General features: G+C 45.4%; 15 protein-coding genes. 4 read left to right on the top strand and 11 right to left on the bottom strand.

The features are described 5' to 3' along the window. Positions 1-145 precede the first annotated feature (145 nt). The gene (locus ACRBG0_RS06980; protein ID WP_431486188.1) at positions 146-2,080 is read left to right on the top strand and encodes a MopE-related protein; all 1,935 of its coding nucleotides are present in this window, start codon (positions 146-148) and stop codon (positions 2,078-2,080) included. 388 nt (positions 2,081-2,468) lie between these two features. Next, positions 2,469-4,418, top strand: coding sequence for a PKD domain-containing protein (locus tag ACRBG0_RS06975; RefSeq protein WP_431486187.1), 1,950 nt, complete (start codon positions 2,469-2,471; stop codon positions 4,416-4,418). Between the two features lie 8 nt (positions 4,419-4,426). Here the strand turns inward: ACRBG0_RS06975 and ACRBG0_RS06970 are convergent, their stop codons facing one another. Then, positions 4,427-4,672, bottom strand: coding sequence for a hypothetical protein (locus ACRBG0_RS06970; RefSeq protein ID WP_431486186.1), 246 nt, complete (start codon positions 4,670-4,672; stop codon positions 4,427-4,429). A gap of 341 nt (positions 4,673-5,013) precedes the next feature. Between ACRBG0_RS06970 and ACRBG0_RS06965 the strand changes: the two genes are divergently transcribed. Beyond that, a complete protein-coding gene (locus ACRBG0_RS06965; protein ID WP_431486185.1) occupies positions 5,014-5,949 on the top strand; it encodes a transglutaminase domain-containing protein in 936 nt (311 codons plus the stop codon). Between the two features lie 224 nt (positions 5,950-6,173). On the opposite strand, the gene ACRBG0_RS06960 is transcribed toward ACRBG0_RS06965, so the two are convergent. The 9 genes from ACRBG0_RS06960 to ACRBG0_RS06920 all read right to left on the bottom strand — a co-directional run bounded on the left by ACRBG0_RS06960 (position 6,174) and on the right by ACRBG0_RS06920 (position 23,015). Then, positions 6,174-8,573, bottom strand: coding sequence for a zinc-dependent metalloprotease (locus ACRBG0_RS06960; RefSeq protein WP_431486184.1), 2,400 nt, complete (start codon positions 8,571-8,573; stop codon positions 6,174-6,176). 655 nt (positions 8,574-9,228) lie between these two features. Further along, entirely contained in the window at positions 9,229-9,786 is a 558-nt protein-coding gene (locus tag ACRBG0_RS06955) for an REP-associated tyrosine transposase (protein WP_431486183.1), read from the bottom strand. A 451-nt stretch (positions 9,787-10,237) separates the two neighbouring features. Beyond that, a complete protein-coding gene (locus ACRBG0_RS06950; RefSeq protein WP_431486182.1) occupies positions 10,238-12,994 on the bottom strand; it encodes an agmatine deiminase family protein in 2,757 nt (918 codons plus the stop codon). 479 nt (positions 12,995-13,473) lie between these two features. Next, positions 13,474-14,586: an amidohydrolase family protein gene (locus tag ACRBG0_RS06945; RefSeq protein ID WP_431486181.1), complete on the bottom strand. Its 1,113-nt coding sequence runs from the start codon at positions 14,584-14,586 to the stop codon at positions 13,474-13,476. Between the two features lie 69 nt (positions 14,587-14,655). Further along, positions 14,656-15,729: a T9SS type A sorting domain-containing protein gene (locus tag ACRBG0_RS06940; RefSeq protein WP_431486180.1), complete on the bottom strand. Its 1,074-nt coding sequence runs from the start codon at positions 15,727-15,729 to the stop codon at positions 14,656-14,658. Further along, on the bottom strand, positions 15,726-19,724 hold the full coding sequence (locus ACRBG0_RS06935) for a T9SS type A sorting domain-containing protein (protein ID WP_431486179.1): 3,999 nt from the start codon (positions 19,722-19,724) through the stop codon (positions 15,726-15,728). The genes ACRBG0_RS06940 and ACRBG0_RS06935 overlap by 4 nt, the downstream gene beginning before the upstream one ends. 348 nt (positions 19,725-20,072) lie before the next feature. After that, positions 20,073-20,882 carry a type 1 glutamine amidotransferase gene (locus ACRBG0_RS06930; RefSeq protein ID WP_431486178.1) on the bottom strand — a complete coding sequence of 270 codons (810 nt, stop codon included), beginning with the start codon at positions 20,880-20,882 and terminating at the stop codon, positions 20,073-20,075. A 303-nt stretch (positions 20,883-21,185) separates the two neighbouring features. After that, positions 21,186-22,202 (bottom strand): ATP-grasp domain-containing protein, encoded by a 1,017-nt coding sequence (locus tag ACRBG0_RS06925; RefSeq protein ID WP_431486177.1) that lies wholly within the window; start codon positions 22,200-22,202, stop codon positions 21,186-21,188. A gap of 108 nt (positions 22,203-22,310) precedes the next feature. Continuing rightward, positions 22,311-23,015, bottom strand: a complete 705-nt coding sequence (locus tag ACRBG0_RS06920) for an esterase family protein (RefSeq protein WP_431486176.1) — start codon at positions 23,013-23,015, stop codon at positions 22,311-22,313. Between the two features lie 234 nt (positions 23,016-23,249). On the opposite strand from ACRBG0_RS06920, the gene ACRBG0_RS06915 reads away from it, so the two are divergent. Then, complete coding sequence (locus ACRBG0_RS06915; RefSeq protein ID WP_431486175.1) at positions 23,250-24,095, top strand: alpha/beta hydrolase; 846 nt, start codon at positions 23,250-23,252, stop codon at positions 24,093-24,095. A 135-nt stretch (positions 24,096-24,230) separates the two neighbouring features. Here the strand turns inward: ACRBG0_RS06915 and ACRBG0_RS06910 are convergent, their stop codons facing one another. Further along, positions 24,231-24,860 carry a TetR/AcrR family transcriptional regulator gene (locus ACRBG0_RS06910; RefSeq protein WP_431486174.1) on the bottom strand — a complete coding sequence of 210 codons (630 nt, stop codon included), beginning with the start codon at positions 24,858-24,860 and terminating at the stop codon, positions 24,231-24,233. Positions 24,861-24,905: the final 45 nt, after the last annotated feature.

The following is a 24,905-nucleotide window of genomic DNA, read 5'->3' as shown; positions in this document are numbered from 1 at the left end:
CTTTTTATACATATATAAATGTTTTTAGAGAAAATAAAATTTATAAATTTGTATTTTTTTGCTCGCTTCAATGCGGTGATCTTTGCCAAGGCGATTAGGTAGTAAACCTATCGCCTTGAAAATGTTCACAATTGAAGCTATTGTTATGAATAAGATTTTTACACTAACTTTTTTACTTGGATGCTTGGTCTTCACTGCGAATGCACAAGACGGAGGACTTGACTCTACCTTTGCCCAGACGGGCGTACTCTTGCTGGATTTCATCGAAGCTAATGAAACAGCCAACGATGTAGAGATTCAGGACGATGGCAAAATTGTCGTCCTTGCCTCGGGGTCTTATGGCTCTAATAACCTCAATGTAGAGATGGTACGTCTGTTAGAAAACGGTACTATTGATTCTACTTTTGCTAATAATGGGTACTTCTTCGTTGATAACCCTGCCGGATCTGATATCCCGTACGACCTGGATATTCAAGATGATGGAAGCTTTCTGATTGCTGGTGATTACGCCAATACCCTCAACGACCTAAGTATGGCGGTATATAAAGTAACGGCGGATGGTGTACTGGACACTTTGTTTGGAACGAATGGTATAGCCACATTGTCTATCGACACTATGCAGGATTATGCACGTACGCTAGAGGTTGCTGCCGATGGTTCTATTTTTGTAGGAGGTGTCAGCCAGATTCCTGGATTCTCTTTCTACCGGTCCGTGGTAGCCAAGTTTACGGCAAACGGTGTAGTCGACAGTACTTTTGGTACGAATGGTGCATTTGTTTGGAATACTGATTCCATCACTACAGATATTCGCAGTATGGAGATTTTACCTGATGGGCACCTCCTCGTTTCTGGTCGGGCGAAGCCTGCCGGAACAGATCGAATTTCTATTTACAAAGTACTCAATGACGGTAGTGGGCTTGATGCAAGTTTTGGTACCGACGGCGGGGTGTTGGCACCTTATCAGGGCACCGGCTTTGATTTGGCCATTCACCCTAATGGCAATATCCTTGTTACTGGCCAAAACTCTACCAACCAAGGGGACAACCTTGTGCTGGCTGCTTATGACCAAGATGGCGCTCCAGTAGCTGGCTTTGGTACCAATGGTGTTTCCTTTGTAGATGTTGATATTCACGACCGAGGGTTTTCAATTTTAGTGCAGCCTGACGGTAAAATCATCGCCAGCGGTGAAAGCGGTGGTACCTTCTTCCAAGGTGGGCCTCGCCAGTTTTTTGCGGCTCGTTTTGATGCAATGGGAGTGCCTGATTCTACCTGGGGTGAAAATGGCGTCGTAAGAACCTTGACCTCGACCTTATTTGCCTTTTCCAATGGTAGTGCTCTACAGCCTGATGGTAAGGTGATTTTGGTGGGAGCTTCGGCGACCCCAACAACTCAAAATGACTTGACAGTTGTTCGCTACAATAACTTTATTGATGCAGACATGGACGGCTTCAGTATCGCTGACGATTGTGACGATACCAATGCGGCCATCAACCCTGATGCGGAAGAAATTCCGAACAACGATATCGATGAAAACTGTGATAATGAAATCCTAATCATCGATGCCGATATGGACGGTTTCAACTCTGACGAAGATTGTGACGACACCGACCCTCTCATCAACCCTGATGCGGAAGAAATTCCGAACAACGACGTTGATGAAAACTGTGATGACGAAATACTGATCATCGATGCAGATATGGATGGTTTCAACTCTGATGAAGATTGTGACGATACCAACCCTCTCATCAACCCTGATGCGGAAGAAATTCCGAACAATGACGTTGACGAAAACTGTGACGATATCATCTTGGTAGGTGTACAGGAAACGGAAATTTCCAGCCAGTTTTTGGTGTATCCTAACCCTGCTGGTGAATTCGTTTACCTCCAGTACGAAGCAGAAGGTCAGCAGCCACAACAGGCTATATTGACCAACGTGACTGGACAGGTACTACAAATAGTTAATCTGGACTTCAACAACCATATTACTCGCCTGGATCTTGCAAATTTACCGCAAGGCATTTTGATTTTAACCATCCAAACGGAAGCCGGTACGGCTATCAAGCGGATTGTTAAGCAGTAGACTTGTTCTACGGGATCATCAAATGGCTACAAGCGGCCAATTTTATCTCGCTCTGCGTTAAAAAGCCTCGCCGATGCTACGGCATCGCCTACGATTTTTGCCTTGATCGAAATAAAATTGGCTTCGCTTTCGCTCATTCATGCCCCGCATAAATAAGTCTAATAATTTCCCCCGAAAGAAGGTGAGTAACCTTTAACTGTCCTCTGCCGGGTGATCGTAGTAAAGGAACAGCACGAAAATAAAATGTGATTTTGTTTTTCATAATAGTTGAATAAACGGTTCATTTAAAGTGTTTTAACTATTTGAAAAACCTAAATAAAATCGCATTTTATTTTCTGCGCAATACAATTACGAACCTGGCAGGGGCTTTTTTCTAAAACCTGATAAGATGCGAATTACTGTTTCCTGCTTTTTGCTACTCTTGCTTGTAGGAGGTCTCAATACCCTCTCTGCGCAGAACTTGATTGCTGATCCGGGGTTCGAAATTTGGGATCCAAACAGTAATAATTCGCCTCCGGGAACACTGAGTGGCCTCACTCATTGGTATGAAGCCAATGGCACGCCAGATCATCACCATGTGGACATTGAGTTTGGTAGTAACCTGACCTTGCTCAACCCTTGCCCTCAAGGGGAGGGAGATAGCACTTGTGGTATGCCCTATGAAGGTGGTGGTGTGCTTGGAGCTTATAAGGGCAATGGTGCCGACGGCACAAAAGAATGGGCAGGTACCCAACTATTGGAACCCCTGGTGCCCGGTGATTGTTACGAAATTTCTTTTTGGATAAATAATAAAAAAGACAATCCAGACAATCTTTACGAAACCAATCAATGGGGCGTCTTCTTCTCGGATACACCAACACCGTTTTTTAATGCTAACCTTGCTGATTTCTCACTAATGGCCGATCAGTGGGTAGCGACAGAAATGGTTATCGGTGATACGGTTTGGCATCAGGTACAATTCACTTATACCGCTCCTGAGGCTTACGAATACCTTTATATTGGCTACATGGGGAATGTCTCTACCTCGACCTTCACGGTAGCTAATGACAATTTCATGTTGGGCTTTTATGTGTGGATCGATCAGGTGGTGGTTGAACGCGTAAATGTAGAAGTACCGGAGGATATGACCATTTGTCCAGGGGAAAGTATCACCTTGGATTTTGTCTCTAACTATTCGCTCAACTGGACTGATGGAACAACTTCTGACACCACTCGTTCCGTCACGGTCAGCCCTGCCGAAAGCGTTACCTATTACGTAGAAGCAATCGGTAATCAGGGGTGTACCAAGTTGGATTCTGTACAAATTACTGTGCTGGAGCCACCTTTACTGGATTATCCCGATGTTCTGTGTACCGCCAGCACACCGGTAACCGTGGGGACCAATACAGAAAATGGCATCTGGGCCGGACCAGGGATTATCAATAATACAACGGGACTATTCGATCCCGGCCTCAGCGGTGCAGGAACTTTTGAGTTGAGTTTTTCAGATGCGGGTGATTGTTCAAATAATTACGCTGTCTTGGTAGAGGTGGCGGAATTGCCTGCCAGTGAGCTGGTACTGGACGAGCCCGCGGGCTGTGCGCCTCACACCGTCACTTTTACAGACCTTGCGGCTATCCCCTCTGCCGGGTACGAGTGGACTTTTGGAGATGGAACCGTAGCGTCGACAGCAAGCCCAACGATTGATCATACTTATCAAACCGAGGGTGATTATCTCACTGGGGTGACAATCATTTACGCAGCAAACTGCCAGACGACGGTTGATGTCAGCACTCCCATTCAGATTTTCGAGCAACCAGCGGCCAGCTTTACCTACGACCCCAGAGGCGTGAATACGCTGAATAACGATGTCACCTTCGAAAATACGAGCACAGGCCCCATTTACGAAACGGCATGGACATTTGGGGATAGCACCAGCAGTACGCTCTTTAGCCCGCTACATACATTTACGGACGCTGGGGCTTATTTGGTGAATTTGCGAGTGGAAGGTCCTGGAAATTGTGTTGACAGTACTAGCCAGTTGATTTTAGTCGAAAATGCGGTGCGGATATTCGTCCCCAACGTTTTCTCTCCGAATTTGGATGGTAGCAACGATGTTTTCAATATCGGTTTTTCGGGCAGTTTAAGTGACTATCAAATGCAAGTCTTTGACCGTTGGGGGGGCTTGGTTTTTCAATCCAATAATCCTGATGAGGGCTGGAACGGCAAACGCCAAAACGGTGATCCTGCCGAACAGAATGTCTATCTCTATCAAATAGAGTATACGCTTTTGCCCGCTACCGAATCTACCTCCGCTCGGGCGGAAGTTGTAAGTGGAGATGTCTTGTTATTACGTTAACTCGAAATTCAGGAAAGTAAAAATATTGCGAGCCCGAGCCCGCCAAAAATCAAAATCATTCTAAATAGCCAGCCTGTCCATACATTCCTGGTCTGGTATTTCTGGTCGCTCAGTGTCTTGAAAGGTATTCTTCCGAAGTTGATAAGAAAGTAAAAAATGGCTCCGAACCACGCACTAAGCCCATATTCAGCTTCTGCATGATTGTGGGTAGCCATTGCATCTTTTATGTGGTCGTCTTCTTTGGGGTTTTCCATTGCTGCGGTTATTTTTGTGCTATACTAAATATACATACTTCTTTTGAAAAATAAAGGTATCAACTTGCCATGTGAGTTCACAAATGCGTGAGCGATGTGTAAGGGTGGCCGACGAGCAGGAGGCCAGATAGCGATCCGATTTCATCGGAGAGCTAGCCGAGCGAGTAGCGAGCCCTGAAACGTAGCGACCACGAAGTGGGCACGCCCAGTCATAACAGCGCGTTTTTGAGAGATATATGCTGCTAGAATAGCCTTTTTTTGTCTAAATTAGCAATGCAACCCTGCTGCTATTGGGCACTAGGTTTTGCGGTTTATTTCCTCTCTAAAAACAACAATCAAATATGTTACGCGCATCTTTACTCCTTTCATTATTACTCTTTTTCGGCGGTCTGTTGCTCTTACAAGCTCAGGATTTTGCGGCTATAGATCAACATGCGATGAACTTCAAGGCCAGTGGTGACCTGTCTGCAACGACCCAACAGCTGGTAGCTCCCTATACCACAGAGCTGGAGAAGGCTCGTGCCATTTTTACCTACGTAGCCACTTCAATGAGCTACGATTGCAGAGAGTTTCATCGAAAGTCAGAAGACAGAAAAGCACGTACCCGCCCCGAAATTTTGGACCGCGCTTTTGAGAAAAACCTTGGCGTTTGTGCAGGCTATGCCATCCTGTTTGATGCCATGTGTGAGGCCGCAGGCCTAAATGCCGAAGTAGTAAGCGGAACCTCCCGATCTGGTACACGCCGCTACAACCCCGCGCGGTTACCTGAAAATCATGCCTGGAATGCTGTAGAGATCGACGGCAAATGGCACCTGTTGGATGCGACCTGGGCATCGGGGTATACTGATCCAGAGGTAAGCAAGTTTACGAGTTCTTTTGATGATGATCTCTTTATGCAAGCGCCCGAGGATTTCTTTCTGCGGCATTTTCCTGCCGATGAGCGCTGGCAGTTGCTACCGGAAACACGCACGGCCGAAGAGTTTGTCAACCAGCCCAGTATTTTCCGTATTCCGCAAACGTGGGAACTTTCAGGCTTTTCACCAATAGAAGGTATCCTCCCTACCGGAGAAACGGCGCTGGTATTTCGCATTCGCCTCACAGGGCCCGATAAAATGTTCCTCACCATGGGCAGTCGCCGCTACGAGATGGACTTGGATAAAGAGGGGTATTACTACTACCGTTTAGAGCGTGACGAGGTACGGGGCCGCACCGTCACCCTCCGCGCACTGGAAGACACCCGTATTCGGCCAGTGATAGCGTACCGGGTAGGAGGGTAAGTGAAGTGGGCGCTTCTCGCACTGCGCCTGATAACTAGCCGGCCGGAAGCAGCTTCAATAACTGAAACAGCTTTCAGCCATGTAGAATAGGCCACGGATAGAACGGGTTTGAATGGTTAGCACAGCTTTTTTTAAAGAAAACCGTGTAAATCTGTTGAATCCCGTTAAATCCCTGGCCTATCCTGTTTTTTCTTTTGATACAGTTGCTGGGGTAAAAGAAGATCTTAGTCTACTGTCAAAGCATCCGTAATACTCGCTTGTAAATCAAGCCAATGAGGATGGCTACCCGCTGTTAATCGTTGTGTCATCGTCCGCTGGAGTTTTCGTAATTCCGCCCGTGCGTAAGCAGAAATGTCCGATTGCTTTACCTTCTTATCCTCACTTTCTGTAAACTCAATGAGCTGCGCCAGGTAGGTACGCTGGAGATTGCGGCGATAAGCATCCGGGATATCATTGGTTCTTAATTCTGACATGATCCTTACGGTAAGGTCTTCAAATAGCTGACCAAGTGTGTAGGGGTCACTCGTTCTGGCTTCATTCTCGATGACCCGGTGCAGGCGATCAACATTCATCAGCGTATTCAATGCACTGGCCTGTAGTCGCTGTATTCTTTCGAGGGCACTGTTAGGAGAAATACGACGAAGAATTGCTTCGTCAAGCAGCCATTCTGGGGTCGAGAAAATGTTATGGTTTAACCAGGCTACCGCTGAAGCTTGGCGTCTAGCAGGCACAGCAGTATAGACCTCGCCTTCCTGATCGGCGGTCTTGCGATAATCGTATACGCCGCCTACATTGGTAGCTACGTGGCGGGTATAGCGGCCTAGCTGCGAATAGACATTACCGTACAATTCTTCTAAGTCTTTAAAGGGCATGCCTTCGATGTAAGACCATTCCCGCAATTCCGGAACGATGCGCTTGAGGTTGGCAAGGCCAAGGGTACTGGCCTGGATGGGGTCATCACTCAAGTCTTCCGTCTGTGACGAAGGGTCGTGTACGTTACGCGTTTGGGCACCGAAACGGAACAGTGGGTTGCCCGCTCTTTCCTTCACCCAGCTATTCAGGATAGGGCGTTCTGCTTCTGCATTGGCAGCTTCGGGAATCGGGCGGTATCCATAAATGATTGACCACTCGTCGTAAGGGCCAATGCGGGGGTGCAAACCAGCACCTTCGTCCTGAGGTTGAGCTACATAGTTAAAGCGCGCATAGTCCATGATAGAAGGAGCGGTACCCATGCGCTGAACGAAACCGGGAGCGCGGAGGCTGTCTACCGGATAAGCTACGCTTGACCCCATATTGTGCGGCAAGCCCAGAGTATGACCTACCTCGTGAGCAGCCACAAAACGAATCAGTTCTCCCATAACCTCAGGCGCGAATTTCACGCCGCGAGCATCGGGATTTACAGCTGCCGTTTGCATCATGTACCAATTGCGCAGGAGGTTCATTACGTTGTGGTACCAAAGGATATCACTTTCCAAAATTTCACCAGTGCGAGGATCGTGTACGTGTGGCCCTTGTGCGTTTTGTATTTCAGTGGTAATATAACGGATAACGCTGTAGCGAACATCTTCTGGATGCCAATCCGGGTCTTCTTCCGGCGTAGGTGCGCGTTTGCCCACAATAGCATTTTTAAAACCAGCTGCTTCGAAAGTTTTTTGCCAATCATTGACACCTTGAATAATATAAGGTGCCCATTCCTCCGGTGTTGCTGGGTCGATGTAGTAAACAATCTGCTTGACGGGTTCTACCAACTCTCCGCGTGCCCATGCTGCGGGGTCTTTGGGCTCTAGTCGCCAACGGGTAATGTAGCGGCGACTCTCAGCACGTTGAGCATCAAGGCTGTAGTTGGTTTGCTCCAGCGAGAAATACCCTACACGCTCATCGTAAAGCCGTGGTTGCATAGGCTTTTCGGGCAGACGAATAAAAGATTGATTCATCTCAATGGATAGGGTCTCCGTCAGTTGGTTGTCGGGAAGGTCTTTGCCACCGTTATAGGTGAGGATATGACGCACTTCGGTATTCTCCGGGAAGCTTTTCATCCAGGAAATCATACTGCGGCCTTTGTCCAATGCTTTTACTTTGAATCGTTCACGTTCATTGGCCCGGAGGGCACCAATCATGGGAATGTCAGTGGTGAAAAGACTATTGACTTCAAAGACCACTGCTGTGCTGTCTGGATTGTAAGTCGCAATAGGAAATACTTCTACGATAGGTTCAAAGTTATTGTTCTTGACCGAACGGTAGACCGGATCTTCAAAATTGGCTACATCGTTGTAGCTAACAGAGCGCAGTAACATCTGATCGTCCTTCCGTTGCCAGCGGACCACTTGTTGGGGCCGTGATTTCATACCTGCACCTCCAAAATTGAGCCCTTTGACGTGGCCGGAAATTCGGCTTACCACCAGAATTTCCTCTTCTAGCATAGTGAAAGGAATTTCGAAATAATATTTGCCATCCACTTTGTGTACCGTAAACAGGCCTTCGTCGGTTTGGGCATCAGGAGTGATGACTTCGTCGTAGGTTTTAGGGCCTTTTTTCTTGCCTTTAGCGGCTCCTTCTTCCTGGGCCGACAAATGGGTTCCCATGACGAAGATTCCCAAAAATAGGAATATTAAGCTGTTTTTCATACTTAGCGATTTGATTACTTTGGTTGAACGATTTACACCTGAAGAACTCTGAAGGGACGAAATCGTTCACCTATCACCAAGCCTGCGCAACGAATACCCTTGACTTTGCTGTGAAATGTTGAAAGCTGGTCGAGAGACCAGCAGAATATTGGATGTTAGTTAGGAAACTAACATGAGCGTTTTGGTTTAGGAACGAAAGTAGGGCGGCGAAAAATATTTTCGTAATCGCCTAAAATCCACTGCTCCTTGTAGTCTCCAGACTACAAGGCCATATCCCGCTGGTCTCCTGCCCAGCTAGCACCTACTGCTTCACCAACGGCAAAACGAGTTGTTGACCACTGCTCCTTTTAGTCTCCAGACTACAAGGATATATCCTGCTGGTCGCCTGACCAGCTAAGGAAGAGATAAACTCCAATAAGCCCTTAAACCATAGACGCTGAAATAATTTCTACAGGCAATAAGCCTTTACCGCTGCGATAAATATCTCGATTANNTTATTAACCCCCAACCTCACGTTAGTTTAGGAACGAAAGTAGGGCGGCGAAAAATATTTTCATAACCGCCTAAAATCCACTGCTCTTTGTAGTCTCCAGACTACAAGGATATATCCTGCTGGTCCCCTGACCAGCTAAGAAGCATAAACTCCAATAATCCCTTAAACCATAGACGCGGAAATAATTTCTACAGGCAATAAACCTTTACCTCCTGTGTAATCAATCGCGCTACTTGGGTAGTAGTGGTGTCTTTCAGTTACTAGCCCTGCCCTCACTGGGTTTTCATGAATGTAATTTATCTTTTGCAAGCAAAACCCTAAGTTATTGATCTCCTTTGGGCAATTGTTTTGCTGCCAAAATTGATGGATACGATTTCTATCATTAAACTTTGCATGGTAGATCATTACTTGTAATAACCAATCCTTTCTGCTTTCAGGCAATTGTTTAATACTCTTTATGATCTGGTTTGCCGTGAATTTTTTAAAATCTCTTAGTGTATCTGAGAGAGAATAGGGCGGGTCTATTCTCGCGACCAGATGCAAATGATTGCTCATTATGACCCAAGCATTGATCGTCATTTGTCGGTGAATCTGGCAAAAGCGTAAACTTTCCAAAATTATATCTCGATAGATGGCCCTGGAAAATACGTCAATCCAGCCGACAGTGGTAAGTGTTAGGAAATGAGGTTTGTGTTGATCATGGATTTTGTAAGCAGACATCTTTATCGTATTAAATTGTTATTGAATGATAAGACATCTGTAATGTGCGACTTTAGAGTCCCAAAATCTGGGACTTTTATTTTTTTGATTGAAAAAAATATAGGATAGGATGAAAGCTGGTCGAGAGACCAGCGTGATATTGCATGTTAGTTAGGAAACTAACATGAGCGGTTTAGTTTAGAGAAGAAAATGAGTAGGCAAAAAATATTTTCATCAAACCCCCAAAATCCACTGCTCCTTGTAGTCTCCAGACTACAAGGGCATATCCCGCTGGTCCTCTGACCAGCTGAGATGGCCATGACCTATTAGTTGGGAAACTAACATGAGCGTTTTGATTTAGGAACGAAAATAGAGCGGCGAAAAATATTTTCGTAATCGCCTAAAATCCACTGCTCCTTGTAGTCTCCAGACTACAAGGATATATCCTGCTGGTCTCCTGACCAGCTAGCACCTACTGCTTCACCAACGGCAAAACGAGTTGTTGATCCTCATACCTCACTTGCAGCCAGTATGCGCCCGCAGAGAGGTATTCCACCGGTAAGTCCAAACGAGAAATACCATTGCCAATATCACCGTTCCACTGACTGATAATTTGCCCGGCAGGGTTGCTGATGGTCATTTCCAGGCCTCGGTAGGGAGCTTCACTTTCAATGATTAGTGCGGCCTTGGTGTTTACGGGGTTGGGAACCAAGTTTACACTTACGGGAAGGTTACCCAAGAAGGAAGTACTGTTTTCATAATCGTAACGAACAGTGATGGTTTCGGTCCAAATTTGTGCGCCTTCATTGTCGGTCACACGAGCCTGTAGGTCGTAGTGGCCCCAGTTGGGCATAAGGTAAGGCATTTCGTAAGGGGGCGTTAGATCGCTTCCTAAAAAATCACTTCCTAAAAAAAAATCGACCTGTACGATTTCTCCGTCGCTATCATTTGCTTCTACCCGCATGACTTGCTGGAGTGGGCCTACACCAATATAGAGCGTATTGTTGGCGGGGAAGGCAATGTTTGCTTGTGGTAGCGCATTAGCCGCGAGTGTGATCTCATCGAGGAAGATACTGTTGCCTTTATCACCGATACTTTCGATTTCCAGGATAAACTGCTGCCCTTCCCAAGGGGATAAATCAACGGATTCGGTACGCCAATCATTGCAATTGGAGGGTAAGAACCCTGGTATGTATTCGGCTACGGTTGACAACACATCTCCGCCTTTGTTATAAATATTATGGTGCTGTCCTTGCTGATCTACCAGGTTGACCCTCAATTCATCAAAATGGAGGGGATGCCGTTGGGCGTAAGCTACTCCAAACTGAAGGCTGGCCTGGGTATATTCTCGTAGGTCGATGGCGGTACGCAGGTATTCGCGGTTTAGTTTTCGTGGAGCGTCCCGGTGGGGTACTTCCAGGCAGGGCCCATTACAGCCGCCGTCGGCTCGCCAGCGCCATTGTACGGGAGTATTATCGGGGTTGATGATTTCCCAAGCAGTGAGGTCACCTTCTGTGAAGCCCTCAGAAAAGGGGAGGAAAGCTTCTCTTACTCGGATGCTGTTGGTACGTAAGAGCGTGTCGGCCCCCAGCGGATTAGCCGCTACTAGGCGAACCAGATAATGACCGGGGGTATTGTACATTACTGAGACTTCCTCGTCGTTGGACAATACCGGGCTTCCACCGGGAAATGTCCAGTCCCAGGAAACGGGGCCTTCTTCGCAGTCATTGCTAAACAATATTCGGGTTCCTGGTGCCACTTCTCGCTCCGTTTGGACCCACTTGGCAACGGGAGCACTTGTCCAATCCTTTACTTGAAAATGGTAATATCCTATTGGGGCTGGCAATGGCCGCACTTGTCTTTTTCCATTGTTGGCAAACGCTTCGATGTAGTACTGCACCTCGGTGCCGGGAAGTGTTCCTGGAATTGCTGCCTGCCAAAGGGCTGGATCATCCAGGTTCCTGGTCATCGGTACGGGTAGGAAAGTGGCCTCAGGCGTGGTTCTATAATAAAGGGTAACATTGGTAATACCCGTTTCATGGTAAACCCAGGCATCAACGGGATAGGAATTCTGTATCCCGTAAACATCTCGCAGGCGAGGATGAGCAATCCATAGCGGGCGCTTCACCCCGATTAGTTTAGTAATACAATGCAGCGCTCCCAATTCATCAATAATCTCATTACAGTTGATACCTTCCACGCGGTAGCCGGGGAAATAATCGCGGTACAGCTGAAGAGCTATTTCATCCGAAGGCGCATCGTAAATAGGTACCAGTATAGTTTTATTGATAAATACACTGTTGGTATACGTACGGTAATCCGCAAACGGAGGGAATAGCCCGCCTTGCGGCGGCATGGGCAAACGCAAAATACGGTAGGGTTTGCCATAAGGCGTGCGGTAATGATTTCGCAGGTGAGACAGGTTTGCTTCTATAACCGGCCCATCTGCTACTCCTGGCGGATATTCGCCAATGGCAATGGTTTCTTCATCCAAGGTACGCATGTGCATGTCCAGATGATGAATCGTATCAAAATTTAAACGGGAGAGGATGCGATAATCTTCAATGCCGAAAAACAGGCGGGCATACTCGGCTATCTCTATACCTGTTTTTCCGGAGTTTTCTCGCAAAACCAAGTCGCTAGAATAAGCAGAACTTACACCATCCCGCAAAAAGTTACCGCCGGTATGTGTCCAACTATAGGGATTTTCATCAGCGTTATAGAGCGGCGACCCGATATAATCTGCTACTTCGTAAGGAATTTGATCGTCAAGGGTGCGATTAGGACGATTGTACAGATAGTCAGAAATCCCCCGTTGGTTAACTTTGTCGAGGTACACCGTCCAGGGGCCATAGTCACGTATCCAAACACTGTTGAAACCCGAGTAGATAAAGCGGAGGTTCTCCGTTGGAATCTGGGCTACAGCAAGGTGAATACTAAGGGTGCTAAAATCAGGAGCGATAATATACACCAGGCATTCCTCTACGGCATAACGAACAATCTGAGTAAGGATGTCTGTATAGTCATCATCCCAAGCGATCACCAGGCCTTCTACTTCTTCCCATTCGCCCATGGTCCGCACATTTTGTGGTGGCAAATTGGGCTGGATAAACTGCTGAGGAATATCGTCTTCAGGTGTTTCCGTATAATCAATCTGAGCACGAAGTCCGCTTAGTGTAAGCAGGCAGAGCAGTAAAATTATATAGCGGAGCTGGTAGAAAGCGTCCATAAGCAGAGGGGTTCAACAATCGAGTAGAATTCTAATAACTAAAACAATACACAGCAAAATATACTTGACTGGCATCATAACCGCTACTAAATTACTGAAAATCGTTGACTTTTAGGAGGATAGACAACCTTTCTCCTGAATTTAATTGAACTATAAGAAATATAAGGGATTATAAAAAAGGTACTTATATGTCCTTATAATCCCTTATATGGTTCAAGAAAACCCTTTGGTGCCTTAAGTGGTTCAAGCTCATCAACCCAATTGGTTTGTTTACCCTAGCAGGATACCCCTTATATACCCTTATAATCTCTTACATAGTTCAAAAAAACTTTGGTGCCTTAAGTGGTTCAAAATGCCTCTCCCAGCTAAATTCGTGAATTTAACCCAGCAGAATACCCCTTAAATTTCCTTATAATCCCTCATATGGTTCAAGAAAAAAACTCCCTTTGATGCCTTAAGTGGTTCAAAATACCTCTCTCTTAGTCCTCAAATAAGCTCGCATCCAGCCCGGGAATCACCCGCAGCGCATTTTTGTAGTAGAGCTTTTTCAGTACCTCATCCGGTAGATTCAGGCCATACATGCGCCAGAAAGCATGGTAGCGCTTGTAGTACGGGAAGTATTCATCATCGGATTCAAGGACCCGAAAATAGGTAGGGTATTCATTAGGTTGGTAGGAATCTTTACCAAATAGTACGCGATCCTGGTACTGCTCAAAGAAGCGGTTGGCCATGCGTGGTTGGCGACCCAGCTCAGCGATGACAGCACCAATTTCTACCACCACATTGGGGTTGTCGTCCAGGAATTGCCCCAAGCGTTCAAGGTCATTGGCATACCAGCTCATGTGCGCACTGATAAAGGTTGTGCCACGGTGCTGGCGGAAGATATCGTGCGCTTCGCCCAGAATGGTCTCAAAAGGAGCAGGATTATCAGCGTCACGCTTGCGGTTGGGGCGCAGCTTTAATTCAAGCCAGCGCTCATTGTTTTCGTCGTGCGGCTCCCAGAACGAAGGAGGGTCGGCAGAGTGGATGATGACAGGAATCCCTAGTTCGCCACACTTGGCCCAAACCGGCGCGATACGAGGATCATTGATCCTGATGCGGTTACCATCCTTATCGGTATTGGTCATGCCCTGGCTCTTGTAGATCTTCAAGCCACGAGCACCGATGCTCACATCAAATTCCAGTTGCTTGAGGGTGTTTTCCAACCAATCTTCTTCATCAATCGATCTAAGCTCAATATTGGTAAAACAAACGATTCTATTCTTATGCTCCGATGCATTGACATGATCCATAATGTCCTTCAGCGCCTGCCCACCACGACCACTCAGGTTGACGACGATTCCCATGTTCATGGTATCCATCTGCCGTATTAGTAAATCCAAATCCTGGGTAGCCATCCGCCAGTGGTGGCTATGCACGTCGATAAAAGGAAACTTGGCGTGCGTCACCTCCGTTTCCGGCACCACCAAAGTAGAGGGCGGATCATACTCCTCCCAGTTCAGCATCAGGGAAGAATCGATAGGGGTACGCTGCGCTAGCAGGTTAATACTAGCGAGGCACAATAAGAGGGTAAGAAGACGAGTAGGGAACATAAATTTATACTTTGTGGCTAAAGTACAAATTTACGAAGTATTAGCTTCCGCAAATACCAACGAAGAAAACTACTCTACCACCAACTTCCGCACCACGCTCCCCTGCGCACTTTCCAATTTTACGAAATAAATGCCCGCAGGCCAGGTGCTCACGTCGATTACTGCACTAGTACTCGCAGCGGGAAGTGTTGAATGATAAATGAGCTGACCTTGAAGGTTGCTTACAGTTAACTTACCTTGGTGTTCTAATGGACTTGTTCTAATTTCGCAATGATTAGTTGCAGGATTAGGGAATAGGGAGAAATACCTATTTTCAGCCGTTGTAATAGGAGGAGAGGTGGAGACGATATCATCTTCATCAATAGTGACTGCTATAAAACGAGGAAATCTGGACAGAGGAATCTGATAGCTCCCATACCACTCTCTTAACTCAAGTCCAATCAAGTAAGTGCCTGGTTGAGGGTTACGCCATAGCAGCTCTCCCGTCGTTTGATCTAATAGAAGAGAATCTATCACTCCTTCTATTAAACAATCACTTGTTTCTTCATAAAAATTTGGTGCGCCATGGTAGCTAACGGTTCCCACAGCATCATCATATCCTTCAACCTGCATACGAAAGATGCCTTCTTCGTCTACGTAATGGTCAAAATTGTATGGCGTCCAATAAGCTATATGAGGGTTAAAGTCAGGAGTTCCTACATGATACAAATCCAACTTTGATCGCATGTAAATAGCACACTCCTGTGTAAGGTTATCAAACTCTAATCCAATTGGTAGCGGGGCAGGGTTTCCCCAGAAAGGACTTGGGGAGCCGGGCAAATAATTCGCTAGAACTTTAAACTGATACAATGATATATCAGCATTTATACTTATCACGCTATCAACACCTATGACGGGTGGATTCTGCTCGTTTCCTAAATTTATCATCCCAGTCATGAGGCTGGTATCTAAACCTGCTTCATAATAAAACCCAACAATCACTTCATACCGATTAAGCTGAGGTAGATAATGAGCCGTCATTTCAGCTCCATAAAATTGCTGGCTGAATAAAGAGTTTATACTCAACAGGTACAGTAAGAGGGAGTAGGTATAGCACGAGTGGAGAGCATCTCGCTGATTTTTATTGACATTAAAACAAATCATTGGCGTAGAAATTTTTCTGATATTATCATTTTTTCATCTTCTGCTACTAAGATATATGCACCCTTAGGTAAATGTCTTATATCCAGTCGAAATCTATTTTCTTGTAATTCTAGCGTATTAATACTAGTAATTCTCTGTAATTTTTGACCTATGATATTGTAAATACTCAAGTCGACTGTTTGAGAAAAATCACTAAGGTTAATATAAAGAAAATCTGTAACAGGATTAGGATAAAGAGTTAGTGCATATTCATTTTTGCTGCCAAATTCTCGGGTTGATGTAATCCCATCAAAGAGAAAACGTGCCAAAAAATTTGCCTCTGCAAAAAAACCTCCACCCATATTACCGGATTCAATATATGTGGAAAAATAAGAATCAGGATTTGGACTATATTGCATCAATTGACTTATGTTATCATCGGTATCAATCGTTGCATGGCTATCAAATGCATTTCCGCCTATGAAAAAATAGTTTTCAGTAAAAGAAAAATCCTGAATTTGTTCCACCCAAACACCTCCCATATAAGACCCCCATAATGGTTGATATTCATTATTAATGATTAAAAAATAACCATCAAGATTAGTTATACCCTGAGGCTCTGGAACACTGCCAAGCGTGGAATGAGAACTTTGCAGCAAATTAGGGGTTCCAACCACAGGAAGCCCTGGATCATTTGGGCTAGATAATCTATCATTTCCGCCAATCGCTATATAATCGTTTCCAAACGTACTAAACGCATGACAGGTTTTTAGGTTAGAGCCCCCTGTTGCACCGTTTCCTAAAAGTGTTGTGAATAACTGTTCACCACTTTGGCTAAAATGGGCAAAAAAGGATTCCCTATAATAAAAGGGGCTTCCCGAGGTTAAATTTGAGGGTTCGTCGTCATAAATATTATCAGGTGGAAGGTTTCCGGGATCAAAGAAAGGAAAACTCCCTAAAGAGCTGTTATCCTCTAAATTTGTTCTTCCAACCATATAAATATCTCCTTTGTCACCGATAGCTAGTTCTTCAAAGAAATCATCCAGATTACCCCCAAAATTAGTCGACCATAATATTTGATGAGGGAAAGGAGATATTTTTGTAATGAATGCGTTTTGATTTCCCAGTGCAGTTTGTGTATAAGAATCAATATCTTCGGATATAACAGGAATGTTATCTGCAGGAGTTGCTTGACCTGCAATAAAAATATTTCCATTTGGTGCGACTTGAACATCTGCTATTCTACTTGCATTAAATCTAGATGAGAAGGCAAGAGTCAAGTCGCTATTAAATTTGCTGAAAAAGGAAGGCCCCGAGTTTTGAAAAAAGCTGCTATTGTTATCATTGAGTAGAGTAGCATTAGCACCTTCTCCAACGATGAATATATCTCCTGTGCTTTTATTTTCTGCTATCCCAAAAATGATCTCTTCTAATAATGCGTTTTCTCCAAAGAAAGTCGAATGATTTAATAGCCCTCCCTCTGAAAAGACACTTATAAAGCCATCAGAGCAAAAACTAGCATCAGCAATAAGGCAATTATTAACATCATCAAAATAACTTATTCCGTTATTTACCAATGGGAAAGCACTTGGGTTGTTTTCCTCATTGCTAAATCCTTCTGTCATGCCAACAATAATTACATCATTGTTTCTAAGTAGTAAATCAAAAGCTCTATCTACACGATTGCCTCCAAGAAAAGTCGACCAAGCAAGATTCAATTCTCCATCAAATTTTGTTAGATAAGCATCAATAGGAAATTCCCCTAAGTTCACTTCTTGTATACCGTTCAAAATAGGAAAAACAGTTGCTCTAGTTTCACCAGTGACATAAAGATCAGGACCAGATGATACTTGCTTCGAGTCTATGGAATTTGTAATGGTTTGATCATTACCACCAAAATAAGTACACCACTCCAAATTTGTTCCTCCTCCACCAGTTGAAGTTGGTATACCCCCTCTCACCCCAATCACCAAATACCGATTGCTCACACTATTCACGCCCGTGATCTCTACCTTATTACTCCCCACCAGACTATAAGCTGGCGTATCCGTATTGGAATAGCTGGTCCCTGCCGCATCATAGCTCGACAAGGTAGGCTCCGGCCAAACGATGGTGCCCAAGGCGGTGGTGATTTCGAGTTCACCGCTCCCATTTACCGCCAGACTGGTGTGCCCTGCGAAGGTGAAGATGATCGCATCGGGGTCTACGCCGGGTTCGATGATGATGTCGTAGGTGTGGCCCATGCCGTTGCTGCCGTAGAGGAGGTCGATGCCTGTCCAGGCGTCGGTGTGTAGTACCTGGTCGGTCAGTGGCACTTTTGTGCGGCCTTCGTTGATGTGGCCCAGGTAGTAGTTGTGGTAGCTGCTGCGCTTGTCCAGTGCGAATACTCGCTGGCTTTTATCATCGCTGAAGGTTACGTCTACTCGGCAGAGGGTATCTGGCGTGGTGGGGACGGTATCGATCAGAGCCTGCACTATGCTCAATTGAGCGTTTTCCAGATAATGGTTGCCAGCGTAGTACTTGATGTCTTCGGCGACTTTACCGTTGGTTTTGGTCAGTTGATCGTACTGGTGGATATAGGGCAGCGAAGCATTGGGTGTTTCGCTATTCGGTGGCAGGAAGTAATCTTTTTTGGCAAAGCGCACCGCTGTGGGAAACTGTCCGCTGGCTCCGGCGGCAGTCTTGCCGCTCATGATGATGCCGCCGTCTTCGTCTTCCAACAGGACTTCTGCTCGGTCGTTTCCGCCCACCCAGCCTGCAAAGGTGAGTTCATGAAGCAGGCTACCAGTACTGGAACTGCGGCGCTGGAACAGGTAGTCTTCGTCGGCTGCTTCGTGGATTTGGCCACAGAGGTAGATTTCGCTACTGCCTGTAGCTATAAGTACATCGGTGATCTCGTCTTCGCCGTTGGCGGCTCCGCTGATGGTTTGCTGCCATTGGAGAGTACCGCTGCTGTTGTATTTAAGGAGGAGGCCGTCGCGGTCGCTGCTACTGGTCGTCGTGAAGCCACCGACAATCACGTCGCCGTTAGCGGCTACGGCAATGGTATTGGCCTGATCGTTGGCATCAGCCGTGCCATTGAAGGTCTTCTCCCACTGGATAGCCGCACCGTCGTCTAATTTTACGACTACTATATCTCGGCCTTGGCTGGTGGTAGGCTTCCAGCCGGTGATGTAGATATTGTCGCTGGCATCGAGGGTTACGTCGCGCACTTCTTCCAAAGTGATTTCATCGCTGTTTGTACTTGTAATCAGGCTTCCATTGGCGGGATTGTACTTTCGGTCGAGTATATGCCATTTGTTGTTGGTAGTTGCTTCACTAAGGGCTACAATGTGCAATGAACCTACTCCACTGGCATCAACGTAGCTTCCTGCATCGAAAGCACTGAAACCATCGTAGGTGGCCGACCAGCTAGGCGTACCGTCGCTTTCGTAGGCCAGGACTAACAAATCCATATTGCTCGTGCTGCTACTGGTGCCTCCGGTAACAAACACATCATCATTTGTATCTACGGCAATCCGCAGGCCACCATCATAAAAAGATGCACTGCCATTGTGCAACTCGTACCAGGATAAACTGCCCGCACCCGTATATTTCAGGGTTAGCGCATCGTAGTTGTTGCTGCCATTGTACACTGCACCAGTGATAAGGATGTCGTCATTGCCATCTAGGATCATATCCCCTAGCAGGATATTCGCCGTAGTCGCTGCCAGATTAAAGGTGTCGATCCAGACTTGCACGCCCTTGAGGGTGCTCTTGGATAAGACTAAATCGTGTTGCCCATCATCGTTAAGTTGGTGAACCGCTTCATAAACGTGATCACCAGCGGTGATACTGAGGTTGCGCCCAGCCAATGTATTACTGACGCCTTGATTGTTGACCCAATCGCGCAGCCAGATGTCATTGTATTCCTGGGCGGAGACGTTGAAGGATAGCGTTAAAATGAGGAAAAAGGTAGAGAGGTAGAGAGGTAGAGAGGTAGAGAGGTAGAGAGGTAGAGAGGTAGCGTTGCGCATGATTTTAAGGTTTAGGTTGTTGCCATGGCTACCAAGCTAAGTGTTCTTTTGTTTCTGTCCTAATTTTAAATCTAAGAAGGCTGTATTCTTGTAATATTTAACATTTGGTTTACCGTGAAGCCTCTGTTGTAAACATAAGTCATCCCGAATTTTGATTGTCATCAAAATCCGTNNTTAAAGACGAAACCCCATGATTTCTACTAGTGAAATCATGGGGTTTTCTACAAATAGTCGGATAAATCACTCTTTTTAGCTATTTACGGACTCTTTCTAAGTTAAGGTCAGGCTGGATTTTGGCCTTAGCCAAAATTCGGGATGACTTATGTTTAATATTAGATGTGGTGTCTTCTACACCAACACCATCTCCCCAGCCGCAATCGCCTGCTCAATAAACTGAGGCAATATCCGGTTGTAGGTATGCATAATCCGACGCGGGTGGCGCATATCGGCCAGCATTCGATGGTACTTCTCGGCGCCGTGCTCGGTGATGACGGCCTCGCGGCGTTCGGGTTCGATGAAGTGGGAGATCATGCCCTCGGGGTCGGCCTCTGGGTGAAACTGTACACCGATCATTTCCGGAGAGAAACGAATGGCCATGATCGCTCTTTCGAGCGGTACGTGAGGGCGAATTTTTTCCAGCGCGAGAATGCTTGCGCCAAGCTCCTCAAAACGATCTTCATTGGGTTGGGTGACTTGGTAAAAGCGGAAATCTGCCGCCCAGAAGGGATTGTTTAAACCATCAAAAATATGCTCTTCTGCTCCGGCATCTGTCAGGTGTACCGGGAAGGTACCAAAAGACATGGTGCGCCGGTCGGTAACTTCTGCTAAGTTGAAAAAGTTAACCGCCATTTGATAAGAGTGGCAGATGAAAAACACAGGCTTTTTTTCTGTCTGATGCTGGTTCCAAGTCCATACCGCCTGTAACCAAGCGTAGTATTTGGCATCCCAATTGCCATCGCCTTCCAATGGGTTTCCGGGGCCACCGGTAGAAAGGTAAAAATCGAAGCTCAAATCGGGTACTTCGGCTTTGCCGCGTACATCGAAAACTTCATAATCTACTTTGCCAGCAAACTGCAAGACAATATCTTTGATACAGCGCATCCCCTGATTGGGAGCACCGTCATACATATCCAGAATAGCTAATCGAGCAACACTCATAATTCAACAATTTCAGTGCGTGTAGTTCATGGTTGTCATTATCTTCACTTTCTAGCGAAAATAGTGGCTTCTACCGATTTGGTAAAACCCGTTTCTTAAAGATGGTTTTAGGGAGGTTAAGGCAAGGTAAACTAAAACAGTGATTAAGGATAAAAGGTTGTTCAGGCAAAGGTCAGGAAAAAGCAGGTATTAATTTGAAAATCTTAGTTAGTCTATCCGACAATTAACGATTTGTATAAAGAGAATAGAGGAAACAACGGCTCTCTGTGAGCTGTCGCTTCCTCTATCGTAAGTGACTTTTAGTTACTTCTTCTTCGCAGGAGTACGCTTAGCTGCTGGCTTTGCGGCACGTTTAGCTGCGGGCTTCTTCGTTGCGGTAGCTGCCACATTGTTACGAATAAAGTTACCCCAGGTGAGGTTGCTCTTTCCGTCTTTGTGTGCTTTTGCTTTTTTGATCGCGTAAGTAGCAGCAGTTTCCACTACCCATTCGAAGTTTTCGGCGCCTACAGAGCTAACTTCCGCATCCGGTGCTGGATTACAGAAGTCGATAGCGATAGGAATACCGTCACGAATAGCAAATTCTACGGTGTTGAAATCATAACCGAGGCCTCGACAAATCGTTAGCACTAGCTCATGCATTTGCTGGCGTAACTCGTCACTTACTTCGTGCTTTGCTGCATAGCGCAGGTGGTGAGGGTTACGTGGTTCGTAATCCATAATCCGAACGTGTTCTCCACCAATACAGTAACAACGGAAGTAAGCATCAAACTTGATTTCTTCCTGGAGCATCATCACCAATTGCTCGGTTTCTCCGTGCTTCTCAAAAAACTCTTGGGCATTTTCCAAGCGATACACACTCTTCCAGCCACCACCCGCGTGAGGTTTCATGTAAGCTGGGAAGCCAATGTATTCGAAGATGCCTTCCCAGTCCATAGGGTAAGCCAGGTTAGAGAACGACTCGCCCGATGTATCATCAGGGTGCTGGTGAGAAGGTAGCAAAACCGTCTTTGGCACAGGCACGTCCATTTCTGTAACAGAAAGAACGTTATTGAAAAACTTTTCATCAGCACTCCACCAGAAAGGGTTGTTGATTACCGCAGTTCCGGTAGCAGCTGCATTCTTAAGAAAGGCACGGTAAAAAGGTACATCTTGTGAAATACGGTCAATAATCACAGCGTAACCTGAAGGTTCACCTTGTACTACCTTGTCAATTTTTACCGCTTCCGCGACGATCCCTTTTTCTCCTTTGCTGTTGATACGCTCAATGAAAGCCTCAGGGAAGGAACGTTCTTTACCAAATAAAATACCGATCTTTTTCATATTGAAAAGTTGATTTCGAATTGTGTTCAAGCTCTTAAAACTAAGACTAAAGTAATGATTAGTTGCCTAACTGGAAATCAGTTCTTGCCTTGATCTCCAATCTGTAAACTACAACAAGCTCAGATAGTGAGGGAACATTTCCCGCCATAAGGGCCAGTCGTGTTTCTGCCAACCACGGACATCCAGCCAGTGGTCAATCCCTTTAGATTTCAATATTTCCGACATCTTGCGGTTGGCGTCCAGGCAAATATCCCAGTCCGAAGTACCCAAGACGATCTTCATACCCCATAATGCCGGATCATTGGCATTTTGCATAAAGTCGATAGGGTTATTGAAATAGGTGTCTTGGTCATAATAACCATCCATAAAGGTCTTGATGTCAAAGGCACCACTCATGCTGAACATGTGACTTACCTGATCCGGATGGCGAAAAGCGAAGTTAGCAGCGTGATAACCGCCAAAGCTTGGCCCTGCTACCGCTATTTTATGTGTCCTCGTTTTCATCTGAAGCTGCGGTACCAATTCTTCACTCAGGAAGCGATCGTACTGGATGTGGTTTTTAACCTTGTGCGCAGGATGAATATTTCGGTTATACCAACTGTCAGAGTTGATACTGTCAGGACAGTAGATTTGTACCAAACCCTGTTCTACAAACCAGCGAGCAGATTCTACCAGTTTGAAGTCTTTATTTTCGTAGTAGCGCCCCATTGTGGTAGGAAACAAAACTACAGGATAACCCCGGTCTCCGAATACCAGCATGTCGATATCACGGCCGAGATGATGAGAGTAAAATTGAATTAGTTTTTCCTGCACCGTAGAAGTATTTTAGGAAGTTCTCTGAAATTTTAGCAAAATTACTGTCTTTTAGCTTAGGTTACAAGCTATTTATTTGGTTTACAGTTGTTTAAAAAAGCGTAAACCAAATAAAAAACAAGCAATTCGACGACTAATATACATTTATTCTTAATTGCCAGAATAGCGCCACTTATTCTTCTCAAAAAAGATAGTTTAGTATTTGCATTTTTTTTCAATAATTCTCTTGTTCTTATGCCTGTCAGCGGTTTACGTGGATTTCTAGATGATTTTATGCAGTGGTTACGGCAAATTCCGGTTTTCCGTAAACCTTTTACTATCCATCATTTAGCGAGTGAATTCCTGGATAGAAAGGTCATTGTTGATGTGTATCGTACCGATAAGTCAAAAAATCAACCAATCTTCTTTTTTCTTGATGGACAAGATTTGCGTACCATGCCGATTGGAGTAATGCAGCAGCAACTCTCGAATGAAGGCTATTCCTCTTTTACAGTAGTAGGCATTCATGCCAACGAAGCCCGTATGTGGGAATATGGCACAATCAGCCGTGCAGATTATGGCGATCGCGGAAATCGTGCACCCGAAACAGCACAGTTTATTCTTGAGGAGTTGATGCCTTTTTTGCAAAAACGATACTTCGTGAGCCAGGCTTCCAGCCAGAACTATGTGGGTGGATTCTCTCTGGGAGCCTTGGTTGCCTTCGATATGGCTTGGCATTATCCCCAGCAATTTGGCACAGCGGGAATTTTTTCTGGCGCACTCTGGTGGCGCAGCCGCCCCTTCAATAAAAAACTACCCGATGCCAATCGGATTTTGCACGACCAGGTCGCCAAGGCGAGCAGCTTGCCGCCAGTACGCTACTGGTTCCAGGCCGGAACCAAGGATGAAGACGGTGACCGTAACCAAAATGGTATCATCGACGCCATTGATGATACCCTGCAATTGATGGACCTACTCCGCCAGCAAGGCCAACCTGAAAGCGACCTCCATTACCTGGAAATTCCCGACGGTCGCCACGAACCAGCCACCTGGGCGGTAGCTATGCCAGATTTTTTCCGGTGGGCTTTGAGCAAAATTTGAAAATGAGCAAAGATAAGGGCTGATAAAATGAGGTGCTAAGCCCTGTAAACCAAAGGATACAAGTACTCTTCCCCTATCCTAAAAGGGGGAATTTGGTCATGCCCTGCCACGTTAGCTACAATACGCAGAAAATGTTTAGTTAAACCATCTTGGGAAAGCTTTTTCAAATTCTTGAATACCCTTTTGGGTTAGATATGGATAAATCATAGCGAGCATTGAATTGACCTGATGTTCTAAATGTTTCTTGGAACTTCTCTTATTGTAGATTTCAGAAGTATAAATCCATGTATCTCCAAAATTTACCATTCGTTCTGCAAGTATTTGATATTCATCTTGAAAGTTTGCTGCGCGTATTAATTGTCTCTCATGGAGATGATTAAATAAAAACACGTTTCCAGCAATTCTCTTTTGGTATACTTTATGAAAGTGATCACAAATTTTATCATTTACCTTCAGTATGTTGAACAAATCAGTCCATATAAATTTGTACTTCAACATCCTCTCCATACTTGACTGGATGTCATTCTTAATTTGAGGAAATGATATTTCAGTCTCCGGTAAAGTTTCAATTCTTTTATCAAAATCCGAAACCATCTCAAAATAAATGTACTCCAAAATATCTTCCCGTTTCTTGAAATGATAGTTGAGGTTTCCAGAGCTCATTCCCAAATTCGTTGCGATCATTCGTATGGTAACTCGCCCATAGCTATGCTTGTTAAATAGCTCCTTTGACTTGTCAACTATCCGTTGTTTTGTTTTATTCATTAGTAAACTTGTCCTAATTTCATTTTTTTAGTAAGTTTGTCCTAA

This window comes from Lewinella sp., from assembly GCF_050633125.1.
GTDB lineage: Bacteria > Bacteroidota > Bacteroidia > Chitinophagales > Saprospiraceae > Lewinella.
Note: the sequence above shows the minus strand (reverse complement) of the source record. Positions and strands in the feature narration are given on the sequence as shown.

What these genes read in the sequence shown, in the direction of transcription:
- ACRBG0_RS06970 (WP_431486186.1), bottom strand. Translation starts at nt 4,672, where the DNA reads ATGGAAAACCCCAAAGAAGACGACCACATAAAAGATGCAATGGCTACC.
- ACRBG0_RS06935 (WP_431486179.1), bottom strand. Translation starts at nt 19,724, where the DNA reads ATGCGCAACGCTACCTCTCTACCTCTCTACCTCTCTACCTCTCTACCT.
- ACRBG0_RS06980 (WP_431486188.1), top strand. Translation starts at nt 146, where the DNA reads ATGAATAAGATTTTTACACTAACTTTTTTACTTGGATGCTTGGTCTTC.
- ACRBG0_RS06930 (WP_431486178.1), bottom strand. Translation starts at nt 20,882, where the DNA reads ATGAGTGTTGCTCGATTAGCTATTCTGGATATGTATGACGGTGCTCCC.
- ACRBG0_RS06945 (WP_431486181.1), bottom strand. Translation starts at nt 14,586, where the DNA reads ATGTTCCCTACTCGTCTTCTTACCCTCTTATTGTGCCTCGCTAGTATT.
- ACRBG0_RS06925 (WP_431486177.1), bottom strand. Translation starts at nt 22,202, where the DNA reads ATGAAAAAGATCGGTATTTTATTTGGTAAAGAACGTTCCTTCCCTGAG.
- ACRBG0_RS06965 (WP_431486185.1), top strand. Translation starts at nt 5,014, where the DNA reads ATGTTACGCGCATCTTTACTCCTTTCATTATTACTCTTTTTCGGCGGT.
- ACRBG0_RS06950 (WP_431486182.1), bottom strand. Translation starts at nt 12,994, where the DNA reads ATGGACGCTTTCTACCAGCTCCGCTATATAATTTTACTGCTCTGCCTG.
- ACRBG0_RS06975 (WP_431486187.1), top strand. Translation starts at nt 2,469, where the DNA reads ATGCGAATTACTGTTTCCTGCTTTTTGCTACTCTTGCTTGTAGGAGGT.
- ACRBG0_RS06955 (WP_431486183.1), bottom strand. Translation starts at nt 9,786, where the DNA reads ATGTCTGCTTACAAAATCCATGATCAACACAAACCTCATTTCCTAACA.
- ACRBG0_RS06910 (WP_431486174.1), bottom strand. Translation starts at nt 24,860, where the DNA reads ATGAATAAAACAAAACAACGGATAGTTGACAAGTCAAAGGAGCTATTT.
- ACRBG0_RS06960 (WP_431486184.1), bottom strand. Translation starts at nt 8,573, where the DNA reads ATGAAAAACAGCTTAATATTCCTATTTTTGGGAATCTTCGTCATGGGA.
- ACRBG0_RS06940 (WP_431486180.1), bottom strand. Translation starts at nt 15,729, where the DNA reads ATGATTTGTTTTAATGTCAATAAAAATCAGCGAGATGCTCTCCACTCG.
- ACRBG0_RS06915 (WP_431486175.1), top strand. Translation starts at nt 23,250, where the DNA reads ATGCCTGTCAGCGGTTTACGTGGATTTCTAGATGATTTTATGCAGTGG.